Source organism: Azospirillum brasilense (assembly GCF_008365405.1).
Taxonomy (GTDB): domain Bacteria; phylum Pseudomonadota; class Alphaproteobacteria; order Azospirillales; family Azospirillaceae; genus Azospirillum; species Azospirillum brasilense_D.
The window spans coordinates 21,675-37,788 of record NZ_QOKV01000032.1; the positions used below are offsets into that span (position 1 = coordinate 21,675).

Here is a 16,114-nt window from a genome sequence, read left to right on the forward strand (position 1 = left end):
TGCCACCGGGGGAACCCAAGCGAGCAATACACCAATCAGTAGGCGCTGACCAAGACGTTTCGCAACGTCTTCATCTCCTCCAGCGCCCGCCCGGTGCCCAGCGCGACGCAGGACAGCGGGTCGTCGGCGATCGACACCGGCAGGCCGGTGGCGTGGCGCAGGACGAAGTCCAGGTTGCCCAGCAGGGCGCCGCCGCCGGTCAGCACGATGCCCTTGTCCACGATGTCCGCGGCCAGTTCCGGCGCCGTGTGCTCCAGCGCGACCTTCACCGCCTCGACGATGGCCGACACCGGCTCCGCCAGGGACTCGGCGATCTGCCGCTCGGAGATGATGAGTTCCTTGGGCACGCCGTTCATCAGGTCGCGGCCCTTGATCTCCAGGATGCGGCCCTCGCCGTCTTCCGGCGGGCAGGCCGAACCGATTTCCTTCTTGATCCGCTCCGCCGAGCCTTCGCCGACCAGCAGGTTGTGGGTGCGGCGGATGTAGCCGATGATGGCCTCGTCCATCTTGTCGCCGCCCACGCGGACGGAGCGGGAATAGACGATGCCGCCCAGCGACAGCACGGCCACCTCGGTTGTGCCGCCGCCGATGTCCACGACCATGGACCCGGTCGGCTCCGTCACCGGGAGCCCGGCGCCGATCGCGGCGGCCATCGGCTCCTCGATCAGGAAGACGCGGCGGGCGCCGGCGGCTTCCGCCGATTCCTGGATCGCGCGGCGCTCCACGGCGGTGGAGCCCGACGGCACGCAGATGATGACCTGCGGGCTGGCGAAGCTGCGCCGGTTGTGCACCTTGCGGATGAAGTGCTTGATCATCTCCTCGGCGACTTCGAAGTCGGCGATGACGCCGTCGCGGAGGGGGCGGATGGCCTGGATGTTGCCGGGCGTGCGGCCCAGCATCATCTTCGCCTCGTCGCCGACGGCCAGCACCTGCTTCTTGCCGCGGACGTTGGCGATGGCCACGACCGAGGGTTCGTTCAGAACGATGCCGCGGCCCTTGACATAGACCAGGGTGTTGGCCGTCCCCAAATCGATCGCCATGTCGGCGGAAAGCACGCCGAGGAGTTTGGAAAGCATGGACCCGACTAACTCTTCAATGCGGTTGAGACGGCCTTGCCGGCGATGTGCCCGCTCCGGTGCGGAGGGCCACGCCCGCCAACGGTTCCATAGACGAATGCCCCTTCGCGCTCAAGCGGAGAGTGCAACCGGCACGCCTTGCCGATCCCTGTTGCCGGCGCCCGTGGGGCGGTCGCCGGCGCCGGTCCGGCGCTCTGGTCGATGGGAGGCGGTCCTTGAGGCAAGGCCGGTCCCGGCGGAATGTCCAGTCCCCGAAGTGCTGGCGGAACGCCGTCCTCCGGTGCCCGCCACACTGCCGCGTCAGGGTTAATTTTCCGTCAACAGGAGGCGGAAACCTCCGGCGTCCGGCCAACCGCCCCGCTCGCGTCGGGGGTATCCTTAGGCTGATTCCCAACCCGCCGCAACGGCTTTGTGTCGGGCTTGAAACCGCTCCGGCGCCCCGGAGCCGGCCCCTTCCGGCGGCCTCAAGAATGATCGGATTTCACCGACGCCGCAGCCTTGCCGTGCGCTCCGTGATGGCTCCCCTCCAGCCGGTCCATCAGGGCCAGCAGCACGCCCGACACCACGAAGGTCATGTGGACGATGACCATCCACATCAGGTTTTCCTTGCTGGTGTTGTCGATGTTCATGAAGCTCTTCAGCAGGTGGATGCCGGAGATCGCCACGATGGAGGCGATCAGCTTCAGCTTCAGCCCGCCGAAATCGACCTTGCCCATCCATTCCGGACGGTCCTTGTGGTCGGCCACGTCGATCTTCGACACGAAGTTCTCGTATCCCGAAAAGATCACCATCAGCAGGAGGTTGCCGGCCAGCGACAGGTCGATCAGGGTCAGCACGGCCAGCAGCACGTCCTTTTCCTGCATCTCCAGCACATGCGGGACGATGTGGAAGATTTCCTGCGTGAACTTCGCCAGCAGGAGCACCAGCGAGACGACGAGCCCCAGATAGAAGGGGGCGAGCAGCCAGCGGCTGGCGAAGATGATCTGTTCGAAACGGCGTTCGATCATGACGGTCGGCGTCCGTGCTTGGTCATAAGGGGTAGGAGCGGCGGACTCTTGCCATTTCGCATCTGCGAAATCAACCGTTCCCATGACGCGCGCCGCATCGTCCCATGGCAAGAGGACTGGCCTGCGGGGTCGCGAAACTGTAACGTTCCCGGTCGTCCGCCGCACCGATACCGACAAGGCCCGTTCCCATGAAGCATCCCGCCCCGCACATCGTCACCGCCTTCGAAGACGCCATGAAGCGGCTGAAGGCCAGCATCGTGCAGATGGCGGGCGCCGCGGAAACGCAGCTCGACGGCGCGCTGACCTGCCTGACCCAGCGCAACCCGGAGCAGGCCCGCGCCATCGTGGAGTCCGACGCGCGGCTCGACAGCTACGAGCACGAGATCGAGGCGAACTGCATGCGCATGCTGGTGCTTCGTCAGCCGGTGGCCGACGACCTGCGCGAAGTGATCGCCGCCCTGAAGATCGCCGGCAACCTGGAGCGCGTGGGCGACCACGCCGCCAACACCGCCCGCCGCGCCGTTTCCGTGGCGGAATTCCCCGAATCCCCGGCGATGAGCACCCTGCCCAACCTAGGCCGCCTGGTGCGCCAGCGCCTGACCACGGCGGTGGACGCCTATGTGGACGGTGACGTCGAACTGGCGCTGCGCGTCTGGCGCACCGACGACGAGGTGGACGCGCTCTACACCAGCCTGTGCGAGAGCATCAACCAGTCGGCGGCCCGCCTGCCGGAGATGTTCACCGCCCACATGCATCTGCTGTTCATCGCCAAGAGCCTGGAGCGCATCGGCGACCACGCGACCAACATCGCGGAGGTGGTGCATTTCGTGCACACCGGCCGGCCGTTGCTCGACGAGCGTCCAAAGGCGGACCGGTCGCGGGGGGATGTGTGAGGGGAAGCGAGCGGCTGCCCCCACCCCGGCCCTCCCCCGCTTTGCGGTGGAGGGAGTTTGGTCCCCTCCCTCGCGAAGCGGGGGAGGGTTAGGGAGGGGGCAAAGATCTTCCCCAATCTCCCTCTCCCCACAAACGAAAAAGCGCGCCTCGCGGCGCGCTTTCCCGTTTCTCGATCCAGGAACCGATCAGTTCTTGGACTTGTCGACCAGACGGCGCTCGGCGATCCACGGCATCATGGCGCGCAGCTTCTCGCCGACCTGCTCGATCGAATGCTCGGCGTTGCGGCGGCGGGTCGCCTTGAAGGACGGCTGGCCGGCCTTGCACTCCAGCATCCAGTCGCGGACGAAGCGGCCGGTCTGGATGTCCTCCAAAACGCGCTTCATCTCGGCCTTGGTCTCCGGGGTGATGATGCGCGGGCCGGTCTTGTAGTCGCCGTACTCGGCGGTGTTGGAGATCGAGTAGCGCATGTTGGCCATGCCGCCCTCATACATGAGGTCGACGATCAGCTTCACCTCGTGCAGGCACTCGAAATAGGCCATCTCCGGGGCGTAGCCGGCCTCGGTCAGCGTCTCGTAGCCGGCCTTGATCAGCTCGGTCAGGCCGCCGCAGAGCACGGCCTGCTCGCCGAACAGGTCGGTCTCGCACTCTTCCTTGAAGGTCGTCTCGATGATGCCGGCGCGGCCGCCGCCGATGGCCGAGGCGTAGGACAGGGCGATGTCCAGCCCGTTGCCCGAGGCGTTCTGGTGCACGGCCACGAGGCAGGGCACGCCGCCGCCGCGCTGGTATTCGCCGCGGACGGTGTGGCCGGGGCCCTTCGGCGCGATCATGAACACGTCGAGGTCGGCGCGCGGCTCGATCAGGTTGAAGTGCACGTTCAGGCCGTGCGCGAAGGCGAGCGCGGCGCCTTCCTTCAGGTTCTTGGCGAGGTCGTCGCGGTACAGGTCGGCCTGCAGCTCGTCCGGGGTGAGGATCATCACCACGTCGGCCCAGGCGGCGGCCTCGCCCGGAGCCATGACCGTGAAGCCGGCGGCCTCAGCCTTCTTGATGGTGGCCGAGCCCGGGCGGAGGGCGATGCGCACGTCCTTCACACCGCTGTCACGCAGGTTGTTGGCGTGGGCGTGGCCCTGGCTGCCGTAGCCGACGATGACGACCTTCTTCCCCTTGATCAGGTTCACGTCGGCATCACGATCATAATAGACGCGCATGGTGGTCTTCCTTGGATTTTTCGATCTGGTGGTGCGGGTTTTGCGCAGCGGAATTACTCCACCGGCGAAAGGGCCGCGTCAAGCAGAACACTGTTCGTTAGACGGATAAAGGACGGCGGGCTGGGTCGCTTCAAACTCATGGCCCGCCGTCATCCCTGGCCGCAACGGGGCCGGGATCAGAACCCGGTGGCTCCCTTCGACATGGCGACGACGCCGGTGCGGCTGGCCTCGACGAGCCCGAGCTGGGCCATCAGCCCGACGAAGTCGTCGACCTCCGCCGTCGTGCCGGTCAGCTCGAACACGAAGGAGGTCAGGGTGGCGTCCACGACCTTCGCCTTGAAGATGTCGGCCAAGCGCAGCGCCTCGATGCGGCGGTCGCCGGTGCCGGCGACCTTGACCAGCGCCAGTTCGCGCTCCACCGACGGCCCCTCGTCCGTCAGGTCGTGCACCTTGTGCACCGGCACGAGCCGGTCGAGCTGTGCCTTGATCTGCTCCACCACCATGCGGGTGCCGGAGGTGACCAGGGTGATGCGCGACAGGTGGTCGGCGTTGTTCACCTCCGCCACCGTCAGGCTTTCGATGTTGTAGCCGCGGCCCGAGAACAGGCCGATGACGCGGGCCAGCACGCCCGGCTCGTTGTCCACCAGCACGGCGATGGTGTGCTTCTCGATCTTCTCTTCCACGATCCGTACTCCGCCAGAGGGCCTTCAACCGTTCGTCTTGGTCGCCGCGATCAGACCAGCACCATGCCGTCTTCCGGCGTGGCGTCGGACGGGCTGTCCTCCGGACCGAACAGGATTTCGTTGTGGGCCTTGCCGCCGGGGATCATCGGGAAGCAGTTCTCCTTCGGGTCCACGGCGATGTCGATGATGCAGGGGCGGTCGGTGACGGCCAGCATCTTCTCGATGACCTCGTCCACCTCGGCCACCGTGGTCGCGCGCAGGCCGACGCAGCCCCAGCTTTCCGCCAGCTTCACGAAGTCGGGCAGCGCCTCGGAGTAGCTGTTGGAGTAGCGGGAGCCGTGCAGCAGCTCCTGCCACTGGCGCACCATGCCCATGTACTTGTTGTTCAGGATGAAGATCTTGACCGGGGCGCGGTACTGCACCGCCGTGCCGATCTCCTGCATGTTCATCAGGAAGGACGCCTCGCCCGACACGTCCACCACGATGGCGTCGGGGTGGGCGAGCTGCGCGCCGATGGCCGCCGGCAGGCCATAGCCCATGGTGCCCAGGCCGCCGGAGGTCATCCAGCGGTTCGGCTCGTCGAAGGGCAGGAACTGGGCGGCCCACATCTGGTGCTGGCCGACCTCGGTCGTCACGTAATGGTCCTTGCCGCGCAGCGCCTCGCGCAGCCGCTCCAGCGCGTACTGCGGCTTGATGACCGCCTCGGTGCGGTTGTAGTTCAGGCAGTTGCGGGCGCGCCAGCCCTCGACCTGACCCCACCACTCCTTCAGGGCGGTCTGGTCGGCGCGCTTCTGGCGGGCCTTCCAGATGCGGATCATGTCTTCCAGAACGGCGCCGGCGTCACCGACGATGGGGATGTCCACCGCGACGTTCTTGTTGATCGAGCTGGGGTCGATGTCGACGTGGATCTTCTTCGAGCCCGGCGCGAACTCCGACAGCTTGCCGGTCACGCGGTCGTCGAAGCGGGCGCCGATGTTGATCATGACGTCGCAGTTGTACATGGCGAGGTTCGCCTCGTACGTCCCATGCATGCCCAGCATGCCCAGCCACTGCGGGTCCGACGCCGGGAAGGCGCCCAGCCCCATCAGGGTCGAGGTGATCGGGAAGCCGGTCATCTTCACGAACTGGGTCAGCAGCTTGCCCGCGATCGGGCCGGCGTTCACCACGCCGCCGCCGGTGTAGAAGATCGGGCGCTTGGCATTGGCGATCAGCTCAATCGCCTCCTCCACGCGGGCGATCTCGGGCTTCACCTGCGGGCGGTAGGTCTTGTGCTTCACCTCGGTCGGCGGGACGTAGGTGCCGTCGGCGAACTGCACGTCCTTCGGGATGTCGACCAGCACCGGGCCGGGACGGCCGCTGCGCGCCACATAGAAGGCCTCGTGCATGGTGCGGGCGAGCTGGTTGACGTCCTTCACCAGGTAATTGTGCTTGGTGCAGGGGCGCGTGATGCCGGTGGTGTCGGCCTCTTGGAAGGCGTCGTTGCCGATCAGGTGGGTCGGCACCTGCCCGGACAGGCAGACCAGCGGAATGCTGTCGCACAACGCGTCGAGCAGGCCCGTCACGGCGTTGGTGGCGCCGGGGCCGGAGGTCACCAGCACGCAGCCCACCTTGCCGGTGGAGCGGGCGTAGCCTTCCGCGGCGTGCACGGCGGCCTGCTCGTGCCGGACGAGGATGTGCTTGATGTCGTTCTGCTGGAAAATGGCGTCGTAGATCGGAAGTACCGCGCCGCCCGGATAACCGAAGATGATGTCTACGCCCTGATCCTTCAGGGCCTTGATGACGATCTGCGCGCCGGTCAGCTTCTGTTCGGGCATAGCTCACGACCTTCCAATGGGGGCCCCTCTTTTCACGGGCGGCCCTGTTCCTTCTCAAACCCCGGCGATGGCCTGCTGGGAAAACAAGGGGTTATCCCCAAAGGCGAAGGCCGGGACCGGCAAACTAGACAATCCGCCGGTTACCGGTCAACCCATTTTGCGAATGATCGAAAAGATTTTTTGCCGCAGTTTTTCCAAATATTTCGCAAGCTGGAAAGACCGCCCTCCCCGCGAAGCCGCCGCAAACGCAAACGGCCTGCCCCGCGGGTGCGGAGGCAGGCCATTGCGTGAGGACCGGCGGAGGTTACGCCGCAACGGTCTGGAGCAGGCCGCAGAGGCGGCGGATGCCCTCGCGGATGCGCTCCGGGTTGTTGTTGGAGAAGCTAAGGCGCAGCGTGTTCTTGCCCGAGCGGTCGGCGTGGAAGGCCGAACCGGGGACGAAGGCGACGTTGGCCTCCTTGATGGCGCGGGCCAGCAGGTCCACCCCGTCGGTGCCCTCCGGCAGCTCGATCCAGACGAACATGCCGCCGTCCGGCTTGGTCCAGGTCACCCCGGCCGGGGCGAACTCGTCCAGCGCGGTCAGCATGGCGTCGCGGCGCTCCTTGTAGCCGGCGCGCAGACGGCGGATGTGGCTGTCGAAGCTCTGCGACACCACGTCGTGCAGCACGATCTGGTTGATGGTGCTGGTGTGCAGGTCGCCGGCCTGCTTCATCAGGACCAGCCGGTTGACGACCTCGGCCGGGCCGTTGATCCAGCCCACGCGGAGCGCCGGCACCATCGTCTTGGAGAAGGAGCCGCAGAACAGCACGTTGGTGATCTTCCCGCCGTTGCGGGCGGCGTCCAGCGCGGCGATGGACGGAATCGCCTCGCCCTCGTAGCGCAGCTCGGTGTAGGCGGCGTCCTCGACGATCGGCACGCCGTGCTTGGCGCAGAGGTCCAGCAGCGCTTCGCGGCGGGCCAGCGAGATCGTCGTGCCGTTGGGGTTCTGGAAATCGGGGACGAGGTAAAAGAACTTCGGCTTCTGCTCCAGCGCCGCCTCGACAGCGGCGAGGTCCGGCCCCTCGGCGTCGCCGGGGACGGAGAGGTATTGCGGCTCGTAGGGAGAGAAGGCCTGGAGCGCGCCGAGATAGGTCGGGCGGGTCACCAGGATCTTCTCGCCCGGACCGATCAGCAGCTTGCCGACGAACTCCAGCGCCTGCTGCGACCCGCTGGTCACCAGCACCCCGTCCAGCCCGGCCTGGATGCCGCGGCGGCCCATGTAGGCGCAGATCCACTCGCGCAGCGGCGTGAAGCCCTCGCTGATGCTGTACTGGAGCGCGCCGCCGGCCCCGCTGTTGGACTGGAAGATCTTCTCATAGGCGCGAGCGATGGCCGCGGTCGGGAAGAAATCGGGGTCCGGGATACCCCCGGCGAAGGAGATGATTTCCGGCCGTTCGAGCAGCTTCAGCAACTCCCGGATTTCCGAGGCGCCCATACCGGCGACGCGACCGGCAAACACGTTTCCCCAATCGACCGTCACTTTCAATCCTCCTGAGGGTCAACGACGCAACGTCGTTTCAAGATAGGTCAGTATTGCTTCACTAAGTGGTCTTGTGTAGAGCGAATTGATCGTATGGCAGCCATGCAGCGCGGAGGCCGGAGGCCGCCCCGCCAGCTGGTGGCGGAACCACGTGACCTGCCGCTTCGCGTAGCGGCGTGTCGATTGCTGAGCCAGCGCAATGGCTTCGTCGAGCGTCAGCGCGCCGCGCAGATGGTCGCGCAGTTCCGGCACGCCCAGCGCCTTCATCGCCGGCAGGTCGGGATCGAGGCCGAGCGCGTCGAGCCGCCGCACCTCCTCCAGCGCCCCCTGCCCCATCATCACGCGGAAACGGCGGTCGCAATTGGCGTAGAGCGCGTCGCGCGGCGGGTCGATCACCAGCACGGAGAACAGCAGCCCCTCCGGCGCGCCCTCGGCGCGCTGGGTCTGCCAGTGGGACAGCGGATGGCCGGTGGCCTCCAGCACCTCCCAGGCGCGGGTCAGGCGGGTGGTGTCGCCGGGGTTCAGCTTGGCCGATGCCGGGTCGCGGCCCACCAGCTCCGCGCGGAAGGCCTCGCCACCCAGTTCCCGCAAACGGGCGTGGGCAGCCTTGCGGACCTCGTCGGGGACGGCCGGAACGGCGCTCAACCCCTCCATCAGCGTACGCAGGTAAAGGCCGGTGCCGCCGACGACGATGGGCAGGCGCCCGGCCGCGTGCGCCTCGGCGATCTCGGCCAGTGCCATGTCGCGCCATCGGGCCGCGGATCCGCGCTCCGCCGCCGGCAGCACGCCGTAGAGCCGATGGGGCGCCTGCGCCAGATCCTCCGCCCCCGGACGGGCGGTCAGCACGTCGAGGTCGGCGTAGAGCTGCATGCTGTCGGCGTTGATGACCGTGCCGTTGCGCGCCAGGGCGATGTCGAGCGCCATGCCCGACTTGCCCGACGCCGTCGGGCCGCCGATCACCACCACATGCCGGTGCTGCACATCCCGGTTCCGCGGGCTGTCCTCTGCCATGTCGCTTTGCCTGACGTTCCTCCGGCTACAGCGTATGGCAGGGGAAGGCCCATCAATGCAAGGCGGCTCGCGGGCCTTCCCTGACGGACGACGGTTGGCGCAATCCTCCGGCTGTGCTAGGGAGCGCGCGCGCCCTTCCCCACGGCTCTTCCAGGATCGCCCCGCCATGAGCGCTGTCGTTACGCTGATTGCCGCCGCCTCCGCCGTTCTCGACGAGCAGGCCGTGCAGGCCGCCCGCGCGTCCCTGACCGCGCTGGGGGCCGACACCGCCAAGCCGGACTGGCTGGCGCCGGACCGCGCCTGCGACATCGCCGAGGAAGGGCTGGTGCCCGAGCAGGCCGAAGCCGCCGTGCGCCGTGCGCTGGCCAATCTCGCGCTGGACGGGCTGGCCGTGGACGTCATCGCCCAGAAACCGGGCAACCGGAAGAAGCGCCTGCTGGTCGCCGACATGGAATCGACGATCATCGAGCAGGAGATGCTGGACGAGCTTGGCGATTACGTCGGGCTGAAGGATCACATCGCCGCGATCACCGCCCGCGCCATGAACGGCGAGATCGACTTCAAGGGCGCGGTGCGCGAGCGGGTCGCCCTGCTCAAGGGCTTGAACGAGAGCGTCGTCGACGAGGTGTGGCAGCGCGCCACCCTGATGCCGGGCGCCAGGACGCTGGTCTCCACCATGCGCGCCAACGGGGCGACCTGCGTGCTGGTGTCCGGCGGCTTCCGCTGCTTCACGGAGCGGGTGCGCCAGTGGGTCGGCTTCGACGACGACCGTGGCAACGTGCTGGAGGTGGTGGACGGCGTCATGACCGGCGCTGTGGTCGAGCCGATCCTCGACAAGGACAGCAAGCTGGAGGCCCTGCTCGCCTACGCCGGGGAGCGCCACGTGCCGACCGTCGAGACGATGGCCGTCGGCGACGGCGCCAACGACCTGCCGATGCTACTGGCCGCCGGTCTGGGCGTCGCCTTCCACGCCAAGCCGACGGTGGCCGCCCAGGCCCGCGCCCGCGTGGACCATGGCGACCTGACCGCCCTGCTGTTCGCCCAGGGCTACCGGATCGGGGAGTTCGTGGAGGGCTGACCGCCCACCCTTGACGGGCACGCCTCCGCAACCTCACAAAGCGAAAGGGCACCGGCGGTCTCCCGCCGGTGCCCTTTTCGTTTGGGGATAGCCCCCCGGATCAGCCCTGGCTGAGCGGGATGGCGACGAAGCGCAGGTCGCCGTGGCGGTCCACCAGCAGCAGGATGGACTTCTTGCCCTGTTCCTTGGCCTTCTGGATCTTCGCCGTCACGTCTTCCGGCTTGCGGACCTCCTCCTGGCCAACCTCGATGATGACGTCGCCGGCGCGGATGCCCTTCTCCGACGCGGTGGAGTTGCCCGCCACCTCGGTCACCACGACGCCCTTCAGCTCGGGCTTGATCTCGAACTGCTGGCGCAGCTCCGGGGTGATGTTGGTCAGCTTCAGGCCCAGCGTCTCGGTCGGCTTCTGGGCCGGCGCCTGCTGCGGCTGGCGGCGCTGCTCCTCTGGATTGGCGGCGAGAAGGCCCGATTCTTCGGCGGCCTCAAGCTCGCCCACCTTCACCTGGAGCTGCTGCGACTTGCCCTTGCGCCACACCTCGATCGGGACGGCCTTGTCGATCGGCGTCTCGGCGACGACGCGCGGCAGGCGGCGCATCTCGTTGATTTCCTTGCCGTCGAACTTGGTCACCACGTCGCCCGCTTGGATGCCGGCCTTGGCCGCCGGGCCGTTCGGGGTGATCGAGGCGACCAGCGCGCCCTTGTGGCCCTGGAGGCCCAGGCTCTCGGCGATCTCCGGGGTCACGCCCTGGATGCGCACGCCCAGCCAGCCGCGGCGGGTCTTGCCGTATTCGCGGAGCTGCGCGACCACCTGCTTGGCGAGGTTGGACGGGATGGCGAAGCCGATGCCGACCGAACCGCCCGACGGCGAGAAGATCGCCGTGTTGATGCCGATGACCTCGCCGTTCAGGTTGAACATCGGGCCGCCGGAGTTGCCGCGGTTGATCGAGGCGTCGGTCTGCAGGAAGTCGTCGTAGGGACCGGCGTTGATGTCGCGCTGGCGGGCCGAGATGATGCCGGCGGTGACCGAACCGCCCAGGCCGAACGGGTTGCCGATGGCCAGCACCCAGTCGCCCACGCGCATGGCGTCCGAATCGCCGAAGGGCACGGCGACCAGCGGGTGGTTCGTGTTGATCTTCAGCAGGGCGACGTCGGTCTTCGGGTCCTTGCCGATCAGCTCCGCCTTGATGTTGGTGTCGTCCTGCAGGATGACGGTGATCTCGTCGGCGTCCTGGATGACGTGGTTGTTGGTGACCACGTAGCCGTTCTTGGCGTCGATGATGAAGCCGGAGCCGAGCGAGGTGGACTTGCGCGGCTGCTGCGGCTGGTCCTGCTGCTGGCGGTCGAAGAAGTCGCGGAAGAACTCCTCGAACGGCGAGCCCGGCGGGAACTGCGGCATCTCGGGACGGGCGCCCTGCTGGCGCTGCGGCACCGCCTGGCTGGTCGAGATGTTGACCACGGCGGGCAGCAGCTTTTCCGACAGATCGGCGAAGCTGGTCGGCGCCGGGCGCGACTGGGCCATGGCGGGGGTGCCGACGGCGGCGGACAGCCCCAACAGGAGAGCGGCGATCAACGGCACGACGCGCAGCCGGCGGCCCAGCGACCGGATGTCCGCTTCGCGGCCGGGCTCGGCGCGGTGGATGGGGTGGTTCGGGTTCAACTCAGCTCTCCCTGCCGGACATCCGGCACCTTCTTGTTCCAATCGGCCATCTGTTCCAATCGGCTCGCGGCTTCATGCGAATCGCGGTCCGAGGGGGCGCTTCACCGATCCGTGTGCCGGATGTAATCCCCGCGCGTCACCGCTTCAAGCAAAGGCGCACGGGTCCCATCCGCCACGGAGGACGCGCGAGTATAGAAGTCGGAGTATGGCCGGAAAATGGCGGCGCGGTCCAGCGACGCGCGCGCGGCAAATGGGTGTCAGGCGCCCCGCAGAAGCCAGACGAATCCGACGCCGACCATCGCCGTCGCCAGCCCGACGGTGCGCAGCCGGTTTTCCGGCATCGTCAGCGCTTCGACGATCAGCCGCCGCATCGCGGTCGGGAACAGCGCGTAGAGCACGCCCTCGATCACCAGGACCAGGGCCAGCGCGGTGAGGAAATCCGTCATCGGTCGGGCGGCATTTCAGGGAAGGAATGCGGGGCGGAAAGACAAGATTGGGGTGGGAGAACGGGAGCCCCCACCCCACCCCCTCCCCCGGGACGAGGGGGAGGGGGAGACGAGCGCGACGTCTTACTGCTGCTGGGCGGTCGCCGGGGCCGGGGCCCGCTGCGGCGCCGGGGCGATGCCCGAGGCCGGAGCCGGCTGGCCGTTGCCGCCGCCGGTGATATCGCCGAAGTAGCGGAAGAACTCGCCGGTCGGGGACAGCACCATGGTGGTGTCGTCCTTGTTCAGCGACTTCCGGTAGGCTTCGAGCGTCCGGTAGAAGCTGTAGAACTGCGGGTCCTGCGACGTCGCCTCGGCGATCATCTTCAGCGCCTGGTTGTCGCCTTCACCGCGCAGGATCTGCGAATCGCGCTGCGCTTCGGCCAGGATGACGGTGCGTTCGCGATCCGCGCGGGAGCGGATCTGCTGCGACTGCTCCTGACCCTGGGCGCGGGCCTCGGCGGCTTCGCGCTCACGCTCCGACCGCATGCGGGCGAAGATCGACTGGCTGGTTTCCTCCGGCAGGTCGGCGCGGCGGATGCGGACGTCGACGATCTCGATGCCGAAGCGCTTCGCCTCGTCGTTCACCTGCCCGCGGATGTCGTTCATCACGCGCGGACGCTCGTCCGACAGGATGGCGAGCAGCGTCACGCTGCCGAGAACGCGGCGCAGCGCCGAGTTCACGATGGCGTTCATCCGCGTCTCGGCCACCGCCTCGTTGCCGGCGGTCTGGTAGAAGCGCAGCGGGTCCAGGATGCGGTAGCGCGCGAAGGCGTCCACGTCCAGGCGCTTCTGGTCGGCCAGGATGACCTGCTCCACCGGCGGATCGAGGTCGAGCACGCGGCGGTCGAGGATGCGGACTTCCTGGATGAAGGGGATCTTGGCCTTCAGGCCGGGATCGCGGATGACGCGCATCGGCTCGCCGAACTGGAGGACGAGCGCCTGCTGCGCCTCGTTCACCGTGAACAGCGAGGCCGAGGCGAGCACGCCCGCGGCGAGGATGCCGATGCCGGCGACCAACAAAGTGCGGTTCATGGCATCCCTCCTCAACGGGCCGGCTGCTGGCCGGCGGGCCGCGCCGGGGCAGGCTGAAGCTGGTTGAGCGGCAGATAGGGAACCACGCCCTGGGCACCCTGCGCGTTGCCGTCGATGATGACCTTGTTGGCGCCGCTCAGGATCTCTTCCATGGTCTCCAGATACATGCGCTTCGCGGTCACGTCCTTGGCGGTCGAGTAGGCGTCGAACACCTTGCGGAAGCGGTCGGCGTCACCCTGGGCCAGGTTCACGACCTGCTCGCGGTAGGCGGAGGCTTCCTGGATCAGCCGTTCCGCATCGCCTCGGGCGCGCGGGATCACGTCGTTCCGGTAGGCCTCGGCCTCGTTGCGGGCGCGCTCTCGGTCGGCGCGGGCGCGCTGCACGTCGTTGAAGGCGTCGATGACGGGCGACGGCGGGTCGGCCTTCTGCAGCTGCACCTGCGTCACCTCGATGCCACCCTCATAGTCGTCCAGCATGGCCTGGAGGAGCCCACGGGTGGAGGTTTCGATCTGCTGACGGGCCTCGGTCAAGGCCGGTTGCAGGTCGGTGCGGCCGATCACCTCGCGCATCGCGCTTTCCGCCGCCTTCTTCACGGTGGCCTCGGGGTCGCGGATCTTGAACAGATACTGGCCCGCGTCCTTGATGACCCAGAAGACGGTGAAGTCGATGTCGATGATGTTCTCGTCGCCGGTCAGCATCAGCGATTCGTCGGGAACGTCACGGTCGCCGCGACGCCCGTCGCCGGCCGAGCGATAGCCGACCTCGATCCGGTTGACGCGCGTCACCTTGGGCATCAGCACCGTCTCGATGGGCGCCGGCAGGTGGTAGCGCAGACCGGGCTGCTCCGTGCGCACCCACTGGCCGAAGCGCAGCACGACGCCCTGTTCGTCCGCCTCGACGCGGTAGATGCCGCTGGCCAGCCAGACCACGGCCAGCAGGCCGACGACGAGCGCGATGCCCCGGCCGCTGCCGACGCCGCCCGGCATCACCCGCTTCAGGCGGTCCTGGCCGCGGCGCAGCAGATCCTCCAGGTCCGGCGGCTGCGGCCCTCCGCCGCCGCCACCACCACCGCCTCCACCGCCACCCGGCGGACGGCCCCACGGATTCTGACCGCCACCACCCGGCGGAGGACCCCAGGGGCCGCCACCGCCGCCCCCTCCCTGATTGCTCCACGGCATTCCGTTCGTTCCCCTTCGCGCTCTCTCAATTCTTGGGACGGAAATTCCGGAAAACAAATCGTTTCCGGACCGTCCGATCCCTTTACCATTATTGTCCGCCGGCCCTATAGTGCCCATCCCATTCGGGGAAGGATTTCACCGACGGATATCCGCCAATATCGGGAAGGAAGCGGAGTTTTCAACCATGGCGCAGGTCAGCGAAGCTCAAGTCCTTGAAGCTCTGAGGACGGTTGTCGATCCGGAACGGGGCAAGGACGTCGTCAGCCTCGGCATGCTTTCCGGCCTTGTCGTGCGTGACGGGCACGTCGCCTTTTCGATCGAAGTGGACCCCAAGCGCGGCGCCCAGGCCGAGCCGGTGCGCCACGCCGCCGAGAAAGCGGTGGAGGCTCTGCCGGGCGTCCTGTCGGTCACCGCGGTCCTGACGGCGCACCGCCCCGCCGGGCAGGGTGCGGCCCCGCAGCAGGGCCACGGGCACGATCACGGGCATTCCCATGGCGGGCATGGCCACTCCCATGGTGGCCATGCCCATGGGCAACCGGCGGAGCAGAAGCCGCTGGTGCCGGGCGTGAAGGCCATCGTCGCCGTCGCGTCGGGCAAGGGCGGCGTCGGCAAGTCCACCACAGCCAGCAACCTCGCCCTCGCCATGGCGGCGAACGGGTTGAAGGTCGGGCTTCTGGACGCCGACATCTACGGCCCGTCCATGCCGCGCATGCTGGGCATCTCCGGCCGGCCGACCAGCCGCGACGGCAAGATCCTGGAGCCGATGGAGAACTACGGCATCAAGGTGATGTCGATGGGCTTCCTGGTCGCCGAGGACACGCCGATGATCTGGCGCGGCCCGATGGTGATGAGCGCGCTCCAGCAGATGCTGCGCGACGTGAACTGGGGCACGCTCGACGTCCTGGTGGTGGACATGCCGCCGGGCACCGGCGACGCCCAGCTCACCATGGCGCAGCAGGTGCCGCTGGCCGGGGCGATCATCGTCTCGACCCCGCAGGACATCGCCCTGCTGGACGCCCGCAAGGGGCTGAACATGTTCCGCCGCGTGGACGTGCCCGTCCTCGGCATCATCGAGAACATGAGCTACTTCTGCTGCCCGAACTGCGGCCACCGCACGGACATCTTCAGCCACGGCGGCGCCCGCAAGGAGGCCACGGACCTGGGCATGGAGTTCCTCGGCGAGGTCCCGCTGCACCTCGACATCCGCGAAACCTCCGACCAGGGCCAGCCCATCGTGGTGTCCCAGCCCGAGTCGGAACACGCGAAGGTCTACCGCGGGATCGCCAAGCGGGTGTGGGAGAAGATCGCCGGCGAGCAGGGGCCGGCGCGGGCCGCGCCGCGGATCGTGGTGTCGTAAAGGGGGCGCCCTTGCCCCACCCTTCCCACGGCTTGCGCCGCGGGCCCCTTCCCTCCCCCGCTTCGCAGGGGAGGACCTAAGTTCCCTCCCCTGCGAAGCGGGGGAGGGTTAGGGTGGG

General features: G+C 67.9%; 14 protein-coding genes. 3 read left to right on the forward strand and 11 right to left on the reverse strand.

The window, feature by feature from the left end; genetic code table 11:
- Nucleotides 1-35: 35 nt before the first annotated feature.
- Both DS837_RS28980 and DS837_RS28985 read right to left on the reverse strand, forming a co-directional pair.
- Complete coding sequence (locus tag DS837_RS28980; protein ID WP_014240000.1) at nucleotides 36-1,076, reverse strand: rod shape-determining protein; 1,041 nt, start codon at nucleotides 1,074-1,076, stop codon at nucleotides 36-38.
- 464 nt (nucleotides 1,077-1,540) lie between these two features.
- Entirely contained in the window at nucleotides 1,541-2,083 is a 543-nt protein-coding gene (locus DS837_RS28985; protein WP_149167913.1) for a TIGR00645 family protein, read from the reverse strand.
- A gap of 188 nt (nucleotides 2,084-2,271) precedes the next feature.
- Between DS837_RS28985 and phoU the strand changes: the two genes are divergently transcribed.
- On the forward strand, nucleotides 2,272-2,976 hold the full coding sequence (phoU, locus tag DS837_RS28990; protein ID WP_035672701.1) for a phosphate signaling complex protein PhoU: 705 nt from the start codon (nucleotides 2,272-2,274) through the stop codon (nucleotides 2,974-2,976).
- 186 nt (nucleotides 2,977-3,162) lie between these two features.
- Here the strand turns inward: phoU and ilvC are convergent, their stop codons facing one another.
- The 5 genes from ilvC to miaA form a co-directional block, all read right to left on the reverse strand.
- Nucleotides 3,163-4,182, reverse strand: a complete 1,020-nt coding sequence (ilvC, locus tag DS837_RS28995; RefSeq protein WP_014239996.1) for a ketol-acid reductoisomerase — start codon at nucleotides 4,180-4,182, stop codon at nucleotides 3,163-3,165.
- A 176-nt stretch (nucleotides 4,183-4,358) separates the two neighbouring features.
- Nucleotides 4,359-4,865 carry an acetolactate synthase small subunit gene (gene ilvN / locus DS837_RS29000; RefSeq protein ID WP_114861385.1) on the reverse strand — a complete coding sequence of 169 codons (507 nt, stop codon included), beginning with the start codon at nucleotides 4,863-4,865 and terminating at the stop codon, nucleotides 4,359-4,361.
- 50 nt (nucleotides 4,866-4,915) lie between these two features.
- Nucleotides 4,916-6,679: an acetolactate synthase 3 large subunit gene (locus DS837_RS29005; protein WP_149167914.1), complete on the reverse strand. Its 1,764-nt coding sequence runs from the start codon at nucleotides 6,677-6,679 to the stop codon at nucleotides 4,916-4,918.
- Between the two features lie 304 nt (nucleotides 6,680-6,983).
- Complete coding sequence (locus tag DS837_RS29010) at nucleotides 6,984-8,198, reverse strand: aminotransferase-like domain-containing protein (RefSeq protein ID WP_149167915.1); 1,215 nt, start codon at nucleotides 8,196-8,198, stop codon at nucleotides 6,984-6,986.
- Between the two features lie 18 nt (nucleotides 8,199-8,216).
- Nucleotides 8,217-9,209, reverse strand: coding sequence for a tRNA (adenosine(37)-N6)-dimethylallyltransferase MiaA (gene miaA / locus DS837_RS29015; RefSeq protein WP_149167916.1), 993 nt, complete (start codon nucleotides 9,207-9,209; stop codon nucleotides 8,217-8,219).
- A 166-nt stretch (nucleotides 9,210-9,375) separates the two neighbouring features.
- On the opposite strand from miaA, the gene serB reads away from it, so the two are divergent.
- The gene (gene serB / locus DS837_RS29020) at nucleotides 9,376-10,287 is read left to right on the forward strand and encodes a phosphoserine phosphatase SerB (protein ID WP_149167917.1); all 912 of its coding nucleotides are present in this window, start codon (nucleotides 9,376-9,378) and stop codon (nucleotides 10,285-10,287) included.
- Nucleotides 10,288-10,387: 100 nt separating this feature from the next.
- On the opposite strand, the gene DS837_RS29025 is transcribed toward serB, so the two are convergent.
- The 4 genes from DS837_RS29025 to hflK all read right to left on the reverse strand — a co-directional run bounded on the left by DS837_RS29025 (nucleotide 10,388) and on the right by hflK (nucleotide 14,639).
- Complete coding sequence (locus DS837_RS29025) at nucleotides 10,388-11,944, reverse strand: DegQ family serine endoprotease (RefSeq protein WP_149167918.1); 1,557 nt, start codon at nucleotides 11,942-11,944, stop codon at nucleotides 10,388-10,390.
- A 257-nt stretch (nucleotides 11,945-12,201) separates the two neighbouring features.
- Nucleotides 12,202-12,390: a DUF2065 domain-containing protein gene (locus tag DS837_RS29030; RefSeq protein WP_149167919.1), complete on the reverse strand. Its 189-nt coding sequence runs from the start codon at nucleotides 12,388-12,390 to the stop codon at nucleotides 12,202-12,204.
- A 123-nt stretch (nucleotides 12,391-12,513) separates the two neighbouring features.
- Nucleotides 12,514-13,461: a protease modulator HflC gene (gene hflC, locus DS837_RS29035; RefSeq protein WP_149167920.1), complete on the reverse strand. Its 948-nt coding sequence runs from the start codon at nucleotides 13,459-13,461 to the stop codon at nucleotides 12,514-12,516.
- Nucleotides 13,462-13,472: 11 nt separating this feature from the next.
- Complete coding sequence (gene hflK, locus DS837_RS29040; protein WP_149167921.1) at nucleotides 13,473-14,639, reverse strand: FtsH protease activity modulator HflK; 1,167 nt, start codon at nucleotides 14,637-14,639, stop codon at nucleotides 13,473-13,475.
- Nucleotides 14,640-14,823: 184 nt separating this feature from the next.
- Here hflK and apbC point away from each other — a divergent pair, with 184 nt between their 5' ends.
- Complete coding sequence (gene apbC / locus DS837_RS29045) at nucleotides 14,824-15,996, forward strand: iron-sulfur cluster carrier protein ApbC (RefSeq protein WP_149167922.1); 1,173 nt, start codon at nucleotides 14,824-14,826, stop codon at nucleotides 15,994-15,996.
- Nucleotides 15,997-16,114: the final 118 nt, after the last annotated feature.